This window comes from Campylobacter sp. CNRCH_2014_2849, assembly GCF_025772845.1.
Classification (GTDB): domain Bacteria; phylum Campylobacterota; class Campylobacteria; order Campylobacterales; family Campylobacteraceae; genus Campylobacter_D; species Campylobacter_D lari_D.
Map to the genome: position 1 here is coordinate 106,348 of NZ_JAKMSW010000007.1, position 19,564 is coordinate 125,911.

Consider the following 19,564-nt stretch of genomic DNA (forward strand, 5'->3'; position numbering starts at 1 on the left):
ATAAGGACTTTTTCTAATTTTTTCAAGGATTTTAAATGTTTAAAACAATACTCTCACTTAGTTTTTTAAGTATTTTTTTTATAGCTTGTTCTAATGAAGAAAAACTTGATTCTAATTTAATCTCAAGCGGTACACAATTTTCTAAAGAAAATTTACAAAAAGCAAATGATTTAGATAAAAAATCTTATGAAGAAATAGCTCATTTATTTAAAGATAATGCAAATATAAAAAGTGATGATAAAAACATTTTAATCATTTTCAGCGCAAATCACTGCCTTTATTGTGATAAATTAAAAGAAGAAATTAAAAATGATAAAAAAATACAAGAACTTATAAAAGACAAATACAGCTCATATTATATAAATATAAGCTATAAAAAAATTCATACATTTTATAAAAACCATAAAAGTGACTTAAGTACAGCTGAACTTTCTAGTATTTATGATATAGTAGCCACCCCTACTATTGTAATTTTAAACAAAAATAGCCAAACTTTGCTAAATTATCCTGGTTTTATTAGCGCAAAAAGACTAAGCGCTACAATGGAGTTTTTAAATCAAAAAGAAAATCAAAATTTAGACGAAGCAACCATAGCACAAAAACTCATACATTTTTATAAAGAAAATAATATTTAAAGGTTAAAAATGCAGTATTTTTTTTCTTTTGCAATGAGTTTTTTGCTAATGAGCATATATGCCATAGCTTGTGCTGTGGCAACCTTTATAGAAAATGATTTTGGTATTAGTGCAGCTAAAGCTTTAATTTATAATAATGCTTGGTTTGATATGTTGCATTTATTACTAGGTTTAAATTTAATCGGAGTGATATTTTGTAACAAGCTTTTTCAAAAGAAAAAATACTCTATCTTGCTTTTACATTTATCTTTTATAGTGATTTTAATCGGTGCTGGACTTACTAGATATTTTGGCTTAGAAGGTGGAATGCATATAAGAGAAAATCAAAGCTCGAGTACCATAGTTACTAGAGAAGAATTTATAAAAATTACTGATTTTGATACTAATGCCAGTTTTGAATTTCCTATTAGCTTTACCCCGCTAACTCAAAAGCATTTTAAAAAAACTATTGACTTAAATGGCGAAAAATTAATCATAAGCTCTATCAAATACACTCCACAAAAAGACTCTATCACACCTGCTAGCTTAAAATTAAATATTAATTATCAAAAAGCAAATACACAAATAATCTTAAATCCAAATTTTACAAACAAACAAGCAGTGCATTTTAACTTACAGGGAAAAAATTTTACTATCAATTGGGGGCCAAGAGAAATTAAGCTTCCTTTTGCATTACACTTAAAAGATTTTATACTAGAGCGTTATTTAGGTTCTATGAGTCCATCTTCTTATACTTCAAAAATTCAAATCATAGATAAGCAAAACAATATTGAGTTAGATTATGATATTTTTATGAATAATGTTCTTGATTATGGTGGATATAGATTTTTTCAAAGTTCTTATGATCAAGATGAGCAAGGCACTATACTTTCAGTCAATAAAGATCCTGGTAAAATCCCTACTTATATAGGTTATACTTTATTGATTTTAGGATTTTTATGGGTTTTATTTGACAAAAACTCAAGATTTCATCGTTTAAACATTTACTTAAAAAAAGGCCAAAGTTTTATATTGTTTATTTTGCTTTTTGCAAATTCACAAACTTCGCTTTTTGCACAAGAAAATAAAAGTGAAATTTTAAATTTAATCTCAAATTTACAAAAAAATTCCTATGAGCATTCTTTAAATTTTGCAAAATTACTTGTACAAGATCATAATGGTAGAATCAAACCTTTAGATACTTTGGCAATGGAATTTATTTATAAAATCACTCAAAAAGAAAATTTTTTAAATCTTCACTATGATCAAATTTTTCTAGCAATGATGATTTATCCTAAAGAATTTAGAAAAATCAAAATGATAGCTACAAAAACAAGCAAGCTAAGAGAATTAATAGGCGCAGATATAAATGAAAAATACATAGCATTTGATGATGTGTTTGATAATGGGGTATATAAACTTAGTAATTATGTTGAAGAAGCTAACCGCAAAAAGCCTTCATTAAGAACTAGCTTTGATAAAGATTTGCTAGCCTTAGATGAAAAAATAAATCATGCATATTATATTTATAGCGGTCAAGCTTTAACTATTTTTCCTGATATTAATGAGCAAAGTTTAAAGTGGTATTCTCCGGTGCAAATTTTACCTTTTGCAAAAGAAGATGTAGAGCGTTTACAAATGCTTTTAGTTAGCTATTTTTTACAAGTTCGCAATGGTGTTGAAAATAATCAATGGCAAGATGCAAATGAATTTTTGCAATCTTTAAAAGATTTTCAAAATCACTATGGAAGTAGTGTTTTACCGCCAAAAGAAAGATTAAATCTTGAAATACTGCTTAATCATTACAATATCTTTAATAATCTAACTTTTGTTTATATTAGCTTTGCGTTAGTGTTTTTCTTTTTAAGTTTTTATACTATATTAAAAAATATTTCTTTATCTGCCTTTGTATATAGATTTTTTTACATCATTTTAAGTATATGTGTAATCATACATGCACTAGCTTTAATCATTCGTTGGTATGTAGGTGGGCATGCTCCTTGGAGTAATGCTTATGAAAGCATGATTTATATAGCTTTTGCTTGTGCGATGAGTGCTGTGATATTTTTTAGAAAATCACTCTTAGCTTTATGTGGTGCGAGTTTTTTAGCAGGCATTTCGCTTTTTGTAGCTCATCTTGGCTTTATGGATCCTCAAATTGGGAATTTAGCACCTGTTTTAAAATCATATTGGCTTAATATTCATGTTTCTATTATAACAGCAAGTTATGGATTTTTAGCACTTTGTTTTATTATAGGGATTTTGAGTTTAATTCTTTTTGCTTTAAGGGGTAAAAATAAAAATATAGATTTAAACATCGTTAAATTACACTGCGTTAATGAAATGTCTATGATAATAGGGCTTGCAATGCTTACAATAGGAAATTTTTTAGGTGGAGTTTGGGCCAATGAAAGCTGGGGAAGATATTGGGGTTGGGATCCAAAAGAAACTTGGGCTTTGATTTCTATTGTAGTTTATACTATAGTATTGCACTTAAGATTTATTTTTAAAACTTATTTTATTTTTGTTTTTGCAAGTGCTAGTGTTTTAGCCTTTTATAGCATATTAATGACTTATTTTGGAGTAAATTTTTATCTTTCTGGGCTCCATTCTTATGCAAATGGTGACGCTTTTCCTATACCAACTTTTGTGTATGTTTTGATTGTGCTTAATTTTGTTTTAATTATTAACGCAGGAAGAAAAAGGGATTTAAATACGCCTAGTTTTTAAACTAGGCTTTGCTTTTTTCTATTTCTTGAAGTGCATGGATAAGATCTTTTAAATTTTCATAAGGAATATGAACTTTCCAATCTATTCCATTTTCTTTTTTTAAAGCCACACCTATACTTAAGACATCATTGCTTCCTATACCATAAGGATTAGAAAGATTACAAAGGCTTATTTCTCCACTTTTACTGCCATGTAATTCTATAGTTTTAAATATTTTTTTACTCATGTTTATCCCTAAAAGCTGTGATAATTTTTGCTTGAAATTTCAACCAATCTTTTTGAAGCATAATAGGAAAACCACCATAAACCCTAGCACCTTCTAAATTTTTAGTGACCCCACCTCTTGCTGCTATGGTAGCAAAATCTCCTATTTCTAAATGTCCGCTTGTAGCGCTTTGTCCACCCATGGTGACATTTTTACCCAAAATACTTGAGCCTGAAATTCCACTTTGAGCTACTATAAGACAATTCTCCCCCACTTCACAATTATGCCCTACTTGAACAAGATTATCAATCTTTGTACCTTGCTTTATGATAGTGCTTTCAAAAACCGCTCTATCAATAGTCGTGCAAGCTCCAACTTCCACAAAATCTTCTAAAATAACATTCCCATTGTGATAAATCTTATAATGCTCGCCATTTTTTGTATGCGCATAACCAAAGCCATCACTACCTATTACACAATTTGCTAGCAAATGACATTTTTTACCTATTTTAGTGTCATTATAAATCACAACATTTGGATGGATTGTAGTATATTCACCTATACTTACATTATCGCCTATATAAGCTCCTGCCATTATCACTACATGATCAGCTATTTGGACATTTTCTCCAATATAAACATTTGGCATAATCTTAGCGCTTTTAGCAATTTTAGAATTTTTCTTTTCACTAGAAATTAAAGGTTTAGCAAAAAGCTTACTTAAAAGCGCAAAAGATAAATGTGGATTATCAACAACTAATTTAACACAATCTTTTGAAACTAAATTTTCAAATTCTTTTGAGACTAATATAGCTCCAGCTCCACTGCTTGCAATTTTTTTAGAGTTTTTTTCTCCATCGCAATAACTAAGTTCAGTAAAACTTGCATTATTTAATGAATTTAAAGCTGTAATTTCTATATCATCTCCGTAATATTCTATGCCTAAAAATTTAGCAATTTCACTAATTTTCATTTTACCTCCATTAAAATAGAACCACTTCTAACTACACTAATAGGATTATACTTTTTCATAGTTTTTAAAAAGTTATCGATATTTTTTGCATCATCACTTGCCATTACTATAATAAACTCATCATCACTATAAGTCACACTGCCATTATAAGCTTTTAATATGGCATCTAAACCTGCAAAATTTTCATTTAAAGCAATCTTTACCAAAGCTGTTTCTTTTTCTATAAAATCACTAGAATCAATTACCTTATAAGTAGGTATGAGTTTATGAAGTTGTTTTATGATTTGCTCAAAAACTTTTTCATCGCCTAAAGTAACGATATTTATCCTTGAGAATTCTTTATCATCAAGTGGAGCAACCGTAAGAGATTCTATATTATAACCGCGTCCTGAAAAAAGCCCGACAACGCGTGATAATACCCCATGCTCATTTAATACAATGACAGAAATTACTCTTCTTTTCATTTTTTATCCTTGTTTTTATAGCTAGGTAAAATCATATTATAAATAGCTCCACCCGCAGGTACCATAGGTAATACATCTTCATAACGATCTATAGCTACATTTAAAACACAAGTTTTTTTAGATTCTAAGGCTACTTTAAAAGCTTTTTGAAATTCTTCTTTATTAAAAACATTATAACCCTCACAATGAAAACCTTTAGCAATAGTAACAAAATCAGGTTGACTTGTTAGATCTGTATTAGAAAATCTTTCTTTATAAAACATACTTTGCCATTGTCTTACCATACCTAAAAAAGAATTATTTAAAATGATATTAATCACTTTAATTCCATAAGCACTTGCTGTCATTAGCTCTTGTATATTCATTAAAAAAGAACCATCACCTACAAAATTTATTACAACTTCTTCACCGACAGCTAATTTAGCCCCAAGTGCAGCCGGTAAAGAATACCCCATAGTTCCTTGCCCACCGCTTGTTGCAAGTTGTCTTGCATAATTAAAAGGATAAAATTGCGCTACCCACATTTGATGCTGTCCCACATCAGTAATTATCCTTGCATCAGGAGCTAATCTAGCGCATTCTTCTATAACCCATTGAGGTTTTAAAACTTCATCACTATCTTCATAGATTAAAGGATATAATTGTTGATAGTTTTGTAAAGTTTTAAACCATTCTTGGTATTTTGTGTTGTCAAAACTTTCTTTTTTTAATTCTTCTAAGGTATCTAAAATAACACTTTTAATATCCCCAACTATAGGAAAATGCGCTTCGATAATTTTAGAAATAGAGCTTGGATCTATATCAATATGAACGATTTTTGCACCCTTGGCAAACTCACTTGTTTTACCAGTAATCCTATCATCAAATCTAGCACCCACAGCAATGAGTAAATCACACTCACTTAAAGCGATATTTGCACAATAACTTCCGTGCATACCTGCCATTTTTAAATTAAGCTCATCATCACTTCTTAAAGCCCCTAGAGCCATTAAAGTTTCAACTGCAGGAATTTGACAAAAATGAATCAAATCTCTTAATTCGTCACTAGCATTAGAAGCTATACAACCTCCACCTAGGTAAAATAAAGGTTTTTGAGCATTTTTAATCAAGCTTACTAATTTTTTAATTTGCTTGATATTTCCTTTATAGGTTGGCTTGTAAGTTTTCATAGAAATTTCTTTAGGATAATGCCATATACCCATAGCAGCAGTAACATCTTTAGGTATATCAATATGCACAGGCCCTTTTCTACCTGTTGTAGCAATATAAAAAGCTTCTTTTAAAATTTTAGGTAATTCTTCGATATTTTTTACTAAATAATTATGCTTTACACAAGGTCTTGAAATACCTATAGCATCGATTTCTTGAAAAGCATCTGTTCCTATTAAAGAATTTGCAACTTGAGCTGAAATTAAAACCAAAGGTATAGAATCACTATAAGCGGTAGCTAAACCTGTAACTGTATTAGTAAAACCAGGTCCACTTGTAACTACTGCCACACCAACTTTACCACTCATTCTAGCATAAGCATCAGCGCTATGTAAGGCCGCTTGCTCGTGTCTGACTAAAATGTGTTTAAAATGAGTTTGTTTGTAAATTTCATCATAAATATTTAAAGCCGCACCACCAGGATAACCAAAAACTACTTTAACATTTTCTTCTTTTAATGCTTCACAAATCATTTGCGAGCCATTTAGCTCTTTCATTATTTTACCTTTTTGCTTAAAATGGAAAATATTATAACGATAATTTAATAAATATTATTTTACAAGAAAGAGTTTCTTGAAAATCAAGAAACTACTTGTGCTTTTTTAGCGTATTCTATACCCAAATCAAAAGCTTTTGCATTTGCCTCTTTAGTTTTTGCAGGTACCATATCAAGCATAGTTTGTTTTAATGCATCAATATCAATACATTTACTCATATAAGCAGCTATAGCTAAAGCAACGACTGATTGAGTAGCTACATTCCCTACTTCTTCTTTAGCTATAGTAATAATAGGAATTTCAAAAATTTTCCATCTTGTATAATCTTCTTTACTTGGATGAACTAAATTTGGCTCTATAACTATAACACCACCATCACAAACACCGTCTTTAAAACTATGATAACCTTTATCAGCAGTTGAAAGCATAAAACTAACTTCACCTTCCACTGCATAAGGAAAAAAGATTTCATTTTCATCAACGATAATATCAACCTTAGTTGGCCCACCTCTAACTTGAGAAGTATAAGTAGAAGCTTTAAAAGCATTACGCCCTTCTTTAATGGCGGCTTTAGCTAGAATTTCACCTGCAGTGATAACCCCTTGTCCACCTTCACCACAAAATCTTAATTGATATTTCATTTTAATACTCCCAAATCAACCATTCTTTTTTCTTTCAAGGCTCTTCTAACTTCCTCATAAGCTTCACAATATTCTGCTTTGCTTTCATCTTGGTGTAAAATTCCTGTAGGGAATTTATCCGCTCTTTGTTCATAGTCTAATTGTTCAAATTTAGACTTTTCAACACAACGATTTTTAATCCAATCAAGCATGCTTACAGCTTCGCCCATTTTGTTTTTTCTACCTAGATTAATATGGCAGTTTGAAAATACATCTACAAAACTATAACCTTTGTGAGATAAAGCTTTAAAAATGATATTTTCAAGCTTATTTGCCTCTATAACATTTGTTCTTGCTACAAAAGAAGCCCCAGCGGCTTTGGTAAGCTCACAAGCATCAAAATTTGGGTCTATATTACCTGCTTGAGCTGTAACAGTGTAAAAGCCTTGTGGGGTAGTTGGTGAAGTTTGTGAATTTGTAAGACCATAAATAAAATTATTGATTAAAATATGAGTTAAATCTATATTTCTTCTACATCCATGGATGGTATGATTTCCACCAATTGCTAAAGTATCGCCATCCCCACTTACTACGATTACATGTTTTTTAGGGTTTGCTAGTTTAATCCCTGTTGCATAAGCAATAGCTCGACCATGAGTAGTATGGACTGTATTGCAATTTACATAAGAACTCATTCTACCACTACAACCTATACCAGAAACTAAACAAACATCATCCATATTCCAGCCAAGTTTTTGAATAGCTCTAATAATAGCTTTTAAAACAACACCATCCCCACAACCCCAGCACCATTGTGTTGGAAGTTTATCTACTCTTAAATATTCATCGTAATTAAAAGCCATTTTATATATTCTCCTTTACTTTAGCAATAATTTCACTTGGGGTTATAGGGCGACCATTTGCACGGTGCAAGCTAATAAAATCATCTCTTTTACTTACTCTTTGAATTTCTTCTAAATATTGCCCCATATTAAGCTCACTTACCATAACTTTTTCAAATTTAGATACTACTTGAGCTATTTTTTTCTCAGCAACTGGATAAAGGGTAATAGGTCTAAAAAGCCCTACTTTTAAACCCTCTTCTCTAAGTCTTAAAATAGCTTCTTTAGCAGATCTTGCAACGCTACCATAGGCGATGATTAAAAACTGCGCATCATCACACATAAACTCTTCATAAGTACAAATTTCATTAGTATTATTTTTGATTTTACCAAATAATCTTTTGATATTTTTATCTACTATTGCTCCATCTTCTGTTGGAAAGCCTATGTCTCCATGATGAAGTCCTGTGATATGATAACGATAACCTTCAAAGAAAGGATTTAGTATGGCAGCTTCATTTTCACCTGCTGCATAAGGTTTGTAATCTTTTTTATCGCCCGTAAATTTTTTGCGGTTGATAATTTCTAATTCTTCTAAATCAGGTAATTTTGCCTTACCATTCATGTGTCCTATGGTTTCATCTAAAAGCAAAAATACTGGAGTCATGTATTTTTCAGCTAAATTAAAAGCTCTAATAGTTTCAGTGTAAGCTTCCTCTAATGAAGCAGGAGCTAAAGCTATACTTGCATAATCTCCATGTGTTGGAGCTTTTGCTTGAAATAAATCACCTTGCGCAACCCTTGTTGGAAGACCAGTTGAAGGACCACCTCTCATAACATTTACAATTACTAGTGGAATTTCAGCTATAAAACCCAAACCAATTTGTTCAGCTTTTAAAGAAATTCCCGGCCCGCTGCTTGCTGTCATGGATTTTACTCCACTCATAGAAGCACCTAAGGCCACGCTAATACCCGAAATTTCATCTTCCATCTGTATAAAAGTACCATCATTTTTTGGTAGCATATGGCTTAGTTCATGTGCTATTTCAGAACTTGGGGTAATTGGATAACCACCAAAAAATTTACAGCCACAATCAATCGCAGCTTTGGCTACTAAAACATTACCTGTTGATATAACTTCTCTCATTTTGTTTTCCTATGCATTTAGTTTTTTGTATTTATTTTCTTTAACAGCTTGTGCTCTTTCTTTAGCTTCTGGCGTAAGCTTTGCAAATTTAAATTCATCTCTTTTGGCAACAAAGATCGCAAAATCAGGACAGTGACTTTCACATTCACTACAGCCTATACAAGAATCAGGATGAACCACTTCTATCATCTGTCCTAAAACTGCACTGATTTCATCTCTCATTGCTAAAACTCCGGCTGGACAATAGCTAACACAGATATTACAAGCCTTACATCTTGCTTCATCAACCCAAACTGGTGTATTCTCTGGAGCAATCATTAATATTCCTTTCTAGTTTTTTGTAATTTTCTAATGATTTTTTATTAAAAATTATTTTTAAAACAAACTTTTTATTATAGCGAATTTATAGCATGATTAAATATTATTTAAAAGATAAAATAAAACTAATAAGATTTTATAACACAAAGTAACATTAGGAGTAAAAAACTCCTAAAAAATTATTTATAATTATACTGAATAAAAGAATTTTCTAATGTAATTTGTTCTTGATTGTCTAATTTTAATTCTAAAGTTTCAAGCACCCCATCAAGACTAATCCTTGCCATAACTCCAAAAGCTTTTTCTCTTATGCCATATTCTCCATCTAAAATCACACATACTGGTAAAAATTCTCCACTTTTTAAAGCCTCTATCATTCTCACGCAAGCACTAGCAGGAGCTAAATAGGCTGAAGTTTTTAAATATTTTATAATTTTAGCACCACCGGTTTTAACCTCTTGTTCAATTTGAACAATATCTTGCTTATTTAAGACTTCACTTAAAGCTTTATTTTGCACTTTACTTTGAGATTTTACCAAAACCATACTATCATTGTGAAAACCTATAAGCTTAGTATCTATATAAGAAGTTTTTATATCTAATTTTTTGCTCACTTCGTATTTAAATCTAGCATTATCTAAAACACCTGCCATAGCAATGATTTTTTTTAATGAAAATAATTTACTTTCATAAAGAGCGTTGAGTAAAAAATCTACAGGATTGCTTACTATGATAAACAAAGGATCGTTGTTAAATTTTTTAATATTTTTTGCACACTCAAGCATAATTTTAGAATTAATAGCAAAAAGCTCATCTCTACTTTGACCTTCTTTTCTAGCTACACCTGCACTAAAAATAACCACTTGAGAATCTTTTGAGTATGTATAATCATCCGTACAAGTTATTTTAATATCAAAATTAAAAGCAGCTATGCTTTGACTTAGTTCTAATTCTCTAGCAAAAAGCAAGTCTTTATTAATATCAATCAATATAATCTCATCTATTAATTCTCTTAAAATTAAAGCATAAGCAATGCTTGCACCGACATTTCCTGCTCCTATGATGGTAATTTTCATCTTAGCTCCTTTGTGGTATTATTTAACTAAATTTGTCGGTAATTCAAAAATATTTTTTATCAAATGATAAGGAAGTTGCAAACTTTGTGCGATAAGTTGAGTTTTAAACTCGGGATTATCAATTGTTCCACCTAGTTTAATTTGTGTGCTAATTTGCCTGTCTTTGCCTAATATAATTTGATTGATAATTGGAACTTTAGAAATAACCGAACTAGCTGATTTTAGCGTTCTAAGCTCTAATAAACCATCCACTTGACTACTTCTTAAATTGATTTTAGCTTGACCTAAAATATCTGCACTATCACCATTAAAATTTAGCGCATCTATTTCAAAAAGATCTTTTTTGCGATTAAAACTTATACCAGCATTTTCTACACTAAAACCTTTTTCATTAAAAGTTGGGGCTTTAAATAAAATCAAACTAGGTATTGTATCAATAAAACTTAAGAGTTGCTGATGAAATTTTAAATCTTTTAAATAAGTATCTTTAAATAAAAATTTGCCTTTAAAAAAATCAGTACTATTACCATCTACATAAAGATTAAACTCGCCTTTTTCAAAAACATTTTGACGCATAAAAGTATTCAGAAAATCATCATCCATTTTTAAAGCTCTAATTTGCATTTGATTTTCTTTAAGCAAAAGCTCAAATTTAGACTCATTTCTATTAGCCCAAGCTTTTATATAGTCTTTTTTGATTTTAGCATTAAATTGATCAAAATCTAAAGTTTTGTTAAAATCTTTTAAGATCAAATCTATATTTTTAGCACTGATATTGTAATTTGAATTTTCAAGATTATCTAGTGTATTTTCTGTATCTTGTTCTGAAAATAATAAATTAACATTATTTAAAGTAATGTTAATATCATCATTGTCTTTTTGTGCAAAAACACTACCACTTGCGCTAGTTAAATTAAAATCTTCTCCCTTTATTTTTATACTAAAACTATCATACTCATAAGGATTATTATCCTTATAGAGTAAAAATGATTCAAAAGTGGTATTATTTATATCTACATCAAAATCTTTAAAATTTAAAGTATCTAATGACAACTCTCCATCATGCACATTATTTTTTTGCATTAATTTAGAATAAGTCTTATACTTTGCAAGCTTAGCAACATAAACAGACATACCTTGGTCAAAATTTAGAGTCGTAGTAAGCTCTTTATTATATAAACTGATATTTTTATCATAGTTAAGATCTAAATCAAGAAATTTATTTTCCATTTTTAAGCTATCTTGTGGTAATTTTAAATTTGTTATAAAGGTCTTAAAATTACCTTTTTTTTGCTTTAAATCAATACTTGCATTAAAATCACCGCTGATTAATTCACTTTGTACACTTGCATTTTTAATCTCTAATTTATCTTTTTGTAAATCAATATTTGCTTGTATGACTTTAAAGTCACTTATATTTATATTAGAATTTACAATATCAAAATTTCCTTTATATGAAATTCTTTCAGGGTGTTCAAAAGGAATTTTCAAAACTAAATCAGTCTTTGTAATACCATTGTTTTGTAAAAATGGTAATTTTATATCATATAAACGCAAAATTTTATTCACTCTATAATCAGCTCTAGCATTGTCACTTTTTATGCGTATATAAATTCCTGCTTTTTCATTTAGCATATTGTCTATATAAATTTGACTTTGATTGAGATTGTAATTGTTAAAATATAATTTATCATAGATAAATTCTAGTTTTTGTTTATTAAATTCAAGCCTTACAAAAGGACTAATGATAGGATCTATACCTTTATCTAAAACCACCTTCAAATTATTTACATAACCTTTAGCACTAATATCATTCAAATAATATCTATGTTTTCCAAAATCTGCAAAGCCATTTAATTTCTCTATAAAATAAAAATCAGCCTTTACCTTACCGCCCACCCAAAGAGCAAGATTAGAAGGCAAATGCACTCCATTTTCCACTAAAATATCAAAAATTTTTGAAATATTATTTGAGCTTATATTTTCTAATTCATAAGCAATCTCTTCTCTTTTAAGTGAGAATTTGACATCACTTTTTAAAAAATCACTATCAATTTCTCCTTTAAAAGTATAAAATTTTGTCTTAGGATTGATAAGTAAAGAGCCAACTACACTAAGGTTATGATCTTTTAAAAGAAAATTATCAATATTAGCTTGTATATTTTTATCACTAATTTTTAAATTGACTTTTACTAAAAGATTTTTACTGTTTACAAAAAATAGATTATTTTTATAAATTAATTCCACGGGATAGTTATTAACAAAAATTTCATCTATATTGATTTCTTGAAAAAACCAATAAATATATTTTACATCTTTGATAAGCTGTACAGCTTTACTCGCACTAGTTTCATTTTGAGTGTGTTGATTTTGAGAATTTACTATAACTTTTTTTGCATTTAAAATGAGTTTTTTATCTAATTTAATATATAATTTCTCCAAATTAATAGAAGAAATTTCTAATTTTTCTATGTAAATTCCATTTTTGAGGTAAATAAACAAAACAATGAAAAGTATCATAGGTAATGCTAAAAATTTAAGAATTTTTTTAATATGTTGTGATTTGATTTTAATTTTTCTTTTATCCATTTTTTATTATCTACTTTTACCTATAAAAACAAACTCTGTAGTTTTTATACCACAAGGTTCTGTTAGTAAGATTATAACGCAATTAGATAAAAATAACTATAAAATGAGCAATATTGATAAATATACTTTATATTTTTTAGGCCATCCACAATCTGGCTGGATAAATATAGGCACAAAAGAACTAAATAGAGCTGAATTTTTACATAAGCTTACCGTCGCTAAGGCAGCACTTGAAACTATTACTTTAATTCCTGGGGAAACGACTGAAATTTTCTTTGAAGAATTAGCACCAAAGTTAAATTTAAATGCCAAAACCTTAATGCAAGAATTTTACAAACAAAGCCCTTTTAAAGAAGGTATGCTTTTTCCCGAAACTTATAAAATTCCAAAAGGCATTACAGAAGAGCTTTTAGTAAAATATCTTTTGGCTTACTCTGCAAGTGAATTTAAAAAACTTTCTTATAAAATTTTTAGAGAATACAATGAAAAAAAATGGCATGAATATATCATCATTGCTTCCATTATACAAAAAGAAGCAGCGAGTAATGAAGAAATGCCTATAGTTTCATCTGTGATTAGAAATCGCTTAAGAAAAGGCATGAAGCTTCAAATGGATGGGACATTAAATTATGGAAAATACTCTCATGAAAAAATCACTCCACAAAGAATAAGATCAGATAATAGTTCTTACAATACTTATAAATTTAATGGCATACCAAAAGAAGCTGTGTGTAATGTTTCATTTGAAGCTATTAAGGCAGCTATTTTTCCTGCTAAAACAGAATATTTATACTTTGTAAGAGATAAAAAAACCAATAAGCATATTTTTACCTCTACTTTAAAAGATCATAACAAGGCAATAAGAAATTGATTATAAAATTTCTCTTTGGCCTTTTGCATCAGGTTCGCTTAAAACACCTGTTTGTGAAAGTTGTTCTATAATATTTGCTGCGCGGTTGTAGCCTATTTTTAAGCGTCTTTGCAAATAAGAAATACTAGTTTTTCTATCTTCTAAGATTACAGCCTTTGCTTCTTCATAAAGCTCATCTAAATCTCCATCATCAAATTCACTTCTTTTATAAGCTCCATCTTGACTATCATCTTTTAAAAAGCTCTCATCATATTCTACTACTTGTTGAGCTTTTAAAAACTCTACAATATTTTCGATTTCATTTTCACTTGCAAAAGGTGCGTGCAAACGCACTAAACCACTCATACCAGGAGGAGTAAATAAACAATCTCCACGCCCTAATAAACTTTCAGCCCCCATAGAATCTAAAATAACCTTAGAATCTATCTTTTGCCCTACTTTATAAGAAATTCTACTTGGTAAATTTGCTTTTACAACACCGGTAACAACATCTACTGAAGGGCGTTGTGTAGCTACGATTAAGTGAATTCCACTTGCTCTTGCCATTTGTGCTAAACGACCTATATAAAACTCTACATCCTTACCTGCTGTCATCATTAAATCAGCCAACTCATCGATAATCACTACAATAAATGGTAAAATTTCTCCACCTTGCTCTTTGATTTTTTCATTATAATTTTCTATATTTTTAGTTTTTGCTTCAGCCATCAAACGATATCTGCGTTCCATTTCAGCCACCATATTTGATAAAGCATTTACCGCCTTTTTAGGATCAGTAATTACCGGTGTAAGTAAATGTGGAATATCATTATAAATACTAAATTCAAGCATTTTAGGATCTATCATCATAAGTCTTAAGGTTTTTGGCGAATTTCTATAAAGCAAAGATAAAAGCATAGAATTTATACCCACACTTTTACCACTTCCTGTAGTTCCTGCTATTAAAAGATGAGGGAGCTTTTTAAGATCTGTGATGAAAGGATCGCCTACTATATCTTTACCTAAAGCTATAGTTAAAGGTGAGCTAGAATTTTTAAATACCTCACTTTCTAAAATTTCTCTTAAGTAAATCGTATCGATTTTTTCATTTGGAACTTCAATTCCCACTACATCTTTACCTGGAATTGGAGCTTGAATTCTTATAGTTTGAGCTTTTAAAGCCATAGCTAAATCATCTTGTAATGATAAAATTTTACTTACTTTAACATCTGCTGCTGGGCGAAATTCAAAAGTAGTTACAACAGGACCTGTGTAAGTTCTAACTACATCTCCACCTATTTTAAAGCGTCTTAATTTTTCCAATAAATCATAAATTTTTCTATCTATTTCTTCTTCATTTATCTCGCTTTTGCCTTCTTTTGGCATAGTTAAAAAATCTAAGGGTGGTAAAGAAAAATCTTTTGGTTTTTCAAAATTCCCAAAGTCAAGATCTTTTAATAAAGCTTTATTTTCACTCACTTCATTAGTGATAGAATGGTGTGTTTTATTTTCTATTACTTCTATTATAGGCTCTTGGGTAATCTCAAATGGAATTTTTTCTTCTTTAACTTCATTTTGTGCTTCTTCTACTACAAAAGGACTTTCATAGTTTCTTTTACTTCTTAGCTCTTCTATACTAATAGGCTTGGCAAAATCATCTTCACTAAAATCAAGTTCTTTTACTTTATTTTGTGGAATAAAATCTTCATCTTTAAATTCTTTTACCCCTAAAAAGCTAGTTTTATTTTGAATTTTTTTAAACTCAGCTTCTTTTTGTGCTTCTATAGCATTTAATTCTTCAATTTTTTTAAAATCCTCATTAAGCTCTTCTAAGATTTTTTCTTTTTGCAAGGCTTTATATTCTTCTAGCAATTTAGCTTTTTGTAGCATTTGCTCACGCTCTTTAAGCTCTTTGGCAAACAAAGAATTTTCTTCTATCACCTCTTCTTTGTTTTCGTTTAAATCCATATTGCGTCTTTTATAGCTTGGTTCATCTAAATTTTTACTTTTTAAAGTTTGAGTATAAATATCTTCACTTTTATTTTTGTATTTTAATAAATACTCTTCAGGGGTCATTTCATCTTCCTTTATATTTATTTGACTAGCTTTTTGAGCAAAACTTGCAATAGGCTCTGAAAGCTCATGAATATAACTTGAACCTAGCTTTTTATCCTCTTCACTAATCACAACCTCTTCTAATTCTTGATTTTTTAAATCTTCAAGGTTAAATTTTTTATTCTCTTGGATTTCTTTTTTTGGTAGCTCTTTTTCCTTGATAAGTTCTTCTGTTTTATCTTTAATTAAAAGCTCTTGTTTGAGCTTTTCTTGCTCTTCTTTAGTTTCATTTTCATACTTATCGCCACCAAAAAAGCCAAAAATTTTATTTTTAATTAAAGTTTCAAGTTTTAAATAAAAATCAAAATCAAGCTCTATTTTAAATACCTCTTTGATAATTTGCGGAAAAGAAATACTAAAAGCAAAAGCTAAAAGCAAAATCACCAAGATTAAACTTCCTATTTTTCCAAAAAGTCCATCTAAGATTACAAACATAGCAGAGGCTATATAGCCTTTATCTTGCAAGAACGCTGAAGCAAAAATAAGTGAAGCAAAAATACAAGCAAAAACAGCCACACTAAATCTACGCTCTATAAGTTCAAAATTATAGTTATTTTTATACAAAAGATAATTAAACCAAAAAAAGACAAAAGGGTAAAATTTAGTCAATGATCCAAATAAAAAATAACTAAGTTTTACCAAGGAATACCCTATAATACTTACTAAAGCTTGATCGGGTATCAAAGCACTTAAGCAAAAATAAAAAATAAAAATATTAGAAATAACAAAAATAGCTTCTTTTTTTATAATATATCCTTTATAAAGAAAAAAGCTATTATATCAAAAAATTATAAGTAGTTTAATAAACTAATTTGAGAAATTTTAGAAGTAGCCGAAAGCATAGCTTGATAAGATACCATAGTTTGCATAAACTGCATATAAGTTTGCCCATAATCAGCATCAGTTACACCGCTTTTAATAGAAGCTACATTGATATTTAAAAAAGTCATTCTTTTATTTGTCTCTTCTATATTATTAGTGTAAGCTCCTATGGTTGTTTGCATTTTTCTAACATGATCTTGCAAATGATCTATTCTTTCTAAAGCCCCTTGTAAACCTGTATTTCTAGGATCACTTCCTTCTGAATCAGCTCTCATACTGCCATTTAAAACAGCATCTATCATCTCATCTAAATCTTTAATCAAATCAACATTTGGATCATCAATAGTTAAAGAATTATTTGCACTAAATACAAAACCTGATCCATTTACAGAAGTACCTGCTGGAGGAAAACCGCTATTTGAATTTGAATCCTTAATAGTAAGACCTATATTAGTGTTACTTGAAAATTTATCAGTAATACTTATACGACCTTTATAGTCCATACTAACTTCAACAAAACCTTTAGAATCAGCTATGTCTTGTTGGATAGTTTGAAAATCATTATTATTAATAGTACCATTTGCATTTGCATTTATAGTTGCTGTGGGAACATTATCACTTGCAAACATACCGATAATATCATTTAACTGGCCATAAGTAATATCTTCAGGTCTTGTTTGCATACCCACTGCATTACCTGTATTTTCATTATATTGAGAGTGAGTAATAGGAAAACTTATAGTTTGATTAGGATTGTTTGGATTAACATAACTTACAGTTGAAGTTTCCAAATTTATAGTTACATTATAAGTTTGTCCACTTTTAGAAACAATTTCCATTTGGAGTTGTTGACCTTGCATGCTTCCATTGGCATTTGCTACAACTTCACTTAACTTTGTACTATCAGTAGCATATTCACTTGTACCTTTAATCACTTGAGAAACATTGCCAAAAACAGTATTTCCATCTTTTTCGAAAGGCACATCATAACTAGCCCCATTAGTTTTATCACCATTGATGTTACTTTTAATAAAATCTGTTTTGTGCAAGTTTACAGTAAATTGCTCGCCGCCAACTTCTACTGTTACTGGATTTCTAGTGTTATTTAAATTTCCTCCGTGTGCTGCTTGCATAATACGATTGGTTACATCCTCCATGCTAATACCTTCTCTTTGAGCAGCAGCACTTAAGGCTTTGATTTGTTCTGCATCTTGAAGCTGTGGAGTTAAAGCAACAGCATGAAAATCTAAAGAACTACTTCCTTCTTTTAAACTCTTTATTTCTATCTGTCCGCTATCATTTAATGCTACTTTAACAACCTCATTTCCCTCTGTATTTCCATATAATCTTCCAATATTTTTTAATACATCTTCAATTTTTGCATCAGGATCTATATCTAAAGTAGCTTTAAAACTTGTTCCATCGGGTCTAACGCCTTGAATATACATAGCTGAATGCGGGAAAGGAAGTTTCTCATCATAGCTATCTTGAAAATTTTTATCTGGATCAAGTTCTCCATTTTGAACATAGTTTTGGCCTATTAAATGTGAAAATTTAGATTCTCCGGTTAAAAATTCTTTTTTGTCCGGATAACGAGCATCAGTAAAAGAAACATTTGTTGAAATAATTTTATTGATATTTGAATCAGGCTTAAAAAATAAATCCCATCCAGGTATATTATAAGGAATTTGGGTGCCAGCACCACTTACTACAAAAATATTATCTTTATTCCCAGTATAATTTCCATAATTATCAAAAGGTTTATTTGCACTATTTGATCCTGCAAAGAGATATTGCCCATTGATACTAGTATTAGCAATATTTACAATAGAATCTCTTACAAGTTTGAGTTCTTTTGCTATAGCCTCTCTTGATTCTTGAGAATTACCATCACTTGCAGCTTTTGTGAGTAATGTTTTAAATTTTTCTAAAAGTTCTGTGATATTTTTCAAGGCAGTATCTGTGTTTTTTGCTAGCTCCATAGCAGATTGAGTTCCTTGAACTATTTGACCTATGTTTGCCATCTCATATTCTAATCTTGAGCCATTAATATAAACATTTGCATTTTCCCAAGAATGCTGAATAAGCTGACCTGTTTGTAGCTGCAAATTATATTTATTAAGCAAAGACTGACCATCTGTGTAGTTTTGTATAGAAGTGTAGTAATTATACTGATTGCTAATTCTCATTATTTTGCTCCGCAAATAAATTTTTTAATTATTTACAAGCAAAAAAAGTTCCAAATTTTAATGATATTTAAATTTTTTATATAAAATATTTTATATTGTTTTAATTTTTTTTTAGTATAATCCCATATTCTATTTAATTATTTTAAAACTTTCAAAAAGCCCGAGTGGTGAAACTGGTAGACGCGCCAGACTCAAAATCTGGTAAGGGCAACCTTGTGTCGGTTCGAGTCCGACCTCGGGCACCATTTGTTTTTTACTCCCAAATGTTATTTTTTGGCAAATTATATTCAAAATATTAAAAAAG

The 19,564-nt window shown here is 29.6% G+C and carries 15 protein-coding genes and 1 tRNA gene; 4 read left to right on the forward strand and 12 right to left on the reverse strand.

Annotated features, from left to right (window positions below; all coding sequences use genetic code 11):
- Positions 1-35 precede the first annotated feature (35 nt).
- Positions 36-635 (forward strand): SoxW family protein, encoded by a 600-nt coding sequence (locus tag L8X33_RS06285; protein WP_263660777.1) that lies wholly within the window; start codon positions 36-38, stop codon positions 633-635.
- Positions 636-644: 9 nt separating this feature from the next.
- Entirely contained in the window at positions 645-3,344 is a 2,700-nt protein-coding gene (gene ccsA / locus L8X33_RS06290; protein ID WP_263660778.1) for a cytochrome c biogenesis protein, read from the forward strand.
- A gap of 1 nt (position 3,345) precedes the next feature.
- On the opposite strand, the gene L8X33_RS06295 is transcribed toward ccsA, so the two are convergent.
- The 10 genes from L8X33_RS06295 to L8X33_RS06340 all read right to left on the reverse strand — a co-directional run bounded on the left by L8X33_RS06295 (position 3,346) and on the right by L8X33_RS06340 (position 13,215).
- Positions 3,346-3,570, reverse strand: coding sequence for a hypothetical protein (locus tag L8X33_RS06295; protein WP_133318859.1), 225 nt, complete (start codon positions 3,568-3,570; stop codon positions 3,346-3,348).
- Positions 3,563-4,522: a UDP-3-O-(3-hydroxymyristoyl)glucosamine N-acyltransferase gene (lpxD, locus tag L8X33_RS06300; RefSeq protein ID WP_263660779.1), complete on the reverse strand. Its 960-nt coding sequence runs from the start codon at positions 4,520-4,522 to the stop codon at positions 3,563-3,565. Before lpxD ends, L8X33_RS06295 begins: the two co-directional genes overlap by 8 nt.
- Positions 4,519-4,986 (reverse strand): acetolactate synthase small subunit, encoded by a 468-nt coding sequence (ilvN, locus tag L8X33_RS06305; protein ID WP_039626144.1) that lies wholly within the window; start codon positions 4,984-4,986, stop codon positions 4,519-4,521. Before ilvN ends, lpxD begins: the two co-directional genes overlap by 4 nt.
- A complete protein-coding gene (locus tag L8X33_RS06310; RefSeq protein ID WP_263660780.1) occupies positions 4,983-6,692 on the reverse strand; it encodes an acetolactate synthase large subunit in 1,710 nt (569 codons plus the stop codon). Before L8X33_RS06310 ends, ilvN begins: the two co-directional genes overlap by 4 nt.
- An 83-nt stretch (positions 6,693-6,775) precedes the next feature.
- Positions 6,776-7,333, reverse strand: a complete 558-nt coding sequence (locus L8X33_RS06315; protein ID WP_263660781.1) for a 2-oxoacid:acceptor oxidoreductase family protein — start codon at positions 7,331-7,333, stop codon at positions 6,776-6,778.
- Entirely contained in the window at positions 7,330-8,175 is an 846-nt protein-coding gene (locus L8X33_RS06320; RefSeq protein ID WP_133318855.1) for a 2-oxoglutarate ferredoxin oxidoreductase subunit beta, read from the reverse strand. The genes L8X33_RS06315 and L8X33_RS06320 overlap by 4 nt, the downstream gene beginning before the upstream one ends.
- Before the next feature lies 1 nt (position 8,176).
- Positions 8,177-9,301: a 2-oxoglutarate synthase subunit alpha gene (locus L8X33_RS06325; protein WP_263670253.1), complete on the reverse strand. Its 1,125-nt coding sequence runs from the start codon at positions 9,299-9,301 to the stop codon at positions 8,177-8,179.
- A 9-nt stretch (positions 9,302-9,310) separates the two neighbouring features.
- Entirely contained in the window at positions 9,311-9,625 is a 315-nt protein-coding gene (locus L8X33_RS06330) for a 4Fe-4S binding protein (protein WP_133318853.1), read from the reverse strand.
- A 173-nt stretch (positions 9,626-9,798) separates the two neighbouring features.
- Positions 9,799-10,695: a malate dehydrogenase gene (locus L8X33_RS06335; RefSeq protein ID WP_263662470.1), complete on the reverse strand. Its 897-nt coding sequence runs from the start codon at positions 10,693-10,695 to the stop codon at positions 9,799-9,801.
- An 18-nt stretch (positions 10,696-10,713) separates the two neighbouring features.
- Positions 10,714-13,215, reverse strand: coding sequence for an AsmA-like C-terminal domain-containing protein (locus L8X33_RS06340; RefSeq protein ID WP_263670254.1), 2,502 nt, complete (start codon positions 13,213-13,215; stop codon positions 10,714-10,716).
- Here L8X33_RS06340 and mltG point away from each other — a divergent pair.
- Entirely contained in the window at positions 13,202-14,155 is a 954-nt protein-coding gene (gene mltG / locus L8X33_RS06345; protein ID WP_133318850.1) for an endolytic transglycosylase MltG, read from the forward strand. The genes L8X33_RS06340 and mltG overlap by 14 nt on opposite strands.
- On the opposite strand, the gene L8X33_RS06350 is transcribed toward mltG, so the two are convergent.
- Complete coding sequence (locus L8X33_RS06350) at positions 14,156-16,684, reverse strand: DNA translocase FtsK (RefSeq protein WP_412175229.1); 2,529 nt, start codon at positions 16,682-16,684, stop codon at positions 14,156-14,158. It lies immediately after the preceding gene.
- Between the two features lie 353 nt (positions 16,685-17,037).
- Positions 17,038-19,260 (reverse strand): flagellar hook-associated protein FlgL, encoded by a 2,223-nt coding sequence (gene flgL, locus L8X33_RS06355; protein WP_263666523.1) that lies wholly within the window; start codon positions 19,258-19,260, stop codon positions 17,038-17,040.
- A 158-nt stretch (positions 19,261-19,418) separates the two neighbouring features.
- Here flgL and L8X33_RS06360 point away from each other — a divergent pair.
- Positions 19,419-19,505 (forward strand) — tRNA-Leu (locus tag L8X33_RS06360).
- Positions 19,506-19,564: the final 59 nt, after the last annotated feature.

Excerpts from the sequence above, each read along its gene's own strand:
- L8X33_RS06335 (WP_263662470.1), bottom strand. The coding sequence starts at position 10,695 with ATGAAAATTACCATCATAGGAGCAGGAAATGTCGGTGCAAGCATTGCT.
- ilvN (WP_039626144.1), bottom strand. The coding sequence starts at position 4,986 with ATGAAAAGAAGAGTAATTTCTGTCATTGTATTAAATGAGCATGGGGTA.
- mltG (WP_133318850.1), top strand. The coding sequence starts at position 13,202 with ATGAAAAGTATCATAGGTAATGCTAAAAATTTAAGAATTTTTTTAATA.
- ccsA (WP_263660778.1), top strand. The coding sequence starts at position 645 with ATGCAGTATTTTTTTTCTTTTGCAATGAGTTTTTTGCTAATGAGCATA.
- L8X33_RS06285 (WP_263660777.1), top strand. The coding sequence starts at position 36 with ATGTTTAAAACAATACTCTCACTTAGTTTTTTAAGTATTTTTTTTATA.
- L8X33_RS06295 (WP_133318859.1), bottom strand. The coding sequence starts at position 3,570 with ATGAGTAAAAAAATATTTAAAACTATAGAATTACATGGCAGTAAAAGT.
- L8X33_RS06320 (WP_133318855.1), bottom strand. The coding sequence starts at position 8,175 with ATGGCTTTTAATTACGATGAATATTTAAGAGTAGATAAACTTCCAACA.
- L8X33_RS06350 (WP_412175229.1), bottom strand. The coding sequence starts at position 16,684 with ATGTTTGTAATCTTAGATGGACTTTTTGGAAAAATAGGAAGTTTAATC.
- L8X33_RS06340 (WP_263670254.1), bottom strand. The coding sequence starts at position 13,215 with ATGATACTTTTCATTGTTTTGTTTATTTACCTCAAAAATGGAATTTAC.
- L8X33_RS06315 (WP_263660781.1), bottom strand. The coding sequence starts at position 7,333 with ATGAAATATCAATTAAGATTTTGTGGTGAAGGTGGACAAGGGGTTATC.
- lpxD (WP_263660779.1), bottom strand. The coding sequence starts at position 4,522 with ATGAAAATTAGTGAAATTGCTAAATTTTTAGGCATAGAATATTACGGA.
- L8X33_RS06325 (WP_263670253.1), bottom strand. The coding sequence starts at position 9,301 with ATGAGAGAAGTTATATCAACAGGTAATGTTTTAGTAGCCAAAGCTGCG.
- flgL (WP_263666523.1), bottom strand. The coding sequence starts at position 19,260 with ATGAGAATTAGCAATCAGTATAATTACTACACTTCTATACAAAACTAC.
- L8X33_RS06310 (WP_263660780.1), bottom strand. The coding sequence starts at position 6,692 with ATGAAAGAGCTAAATGGCTCGCAAATGATTTGTGAAGCATTAAAAGAA.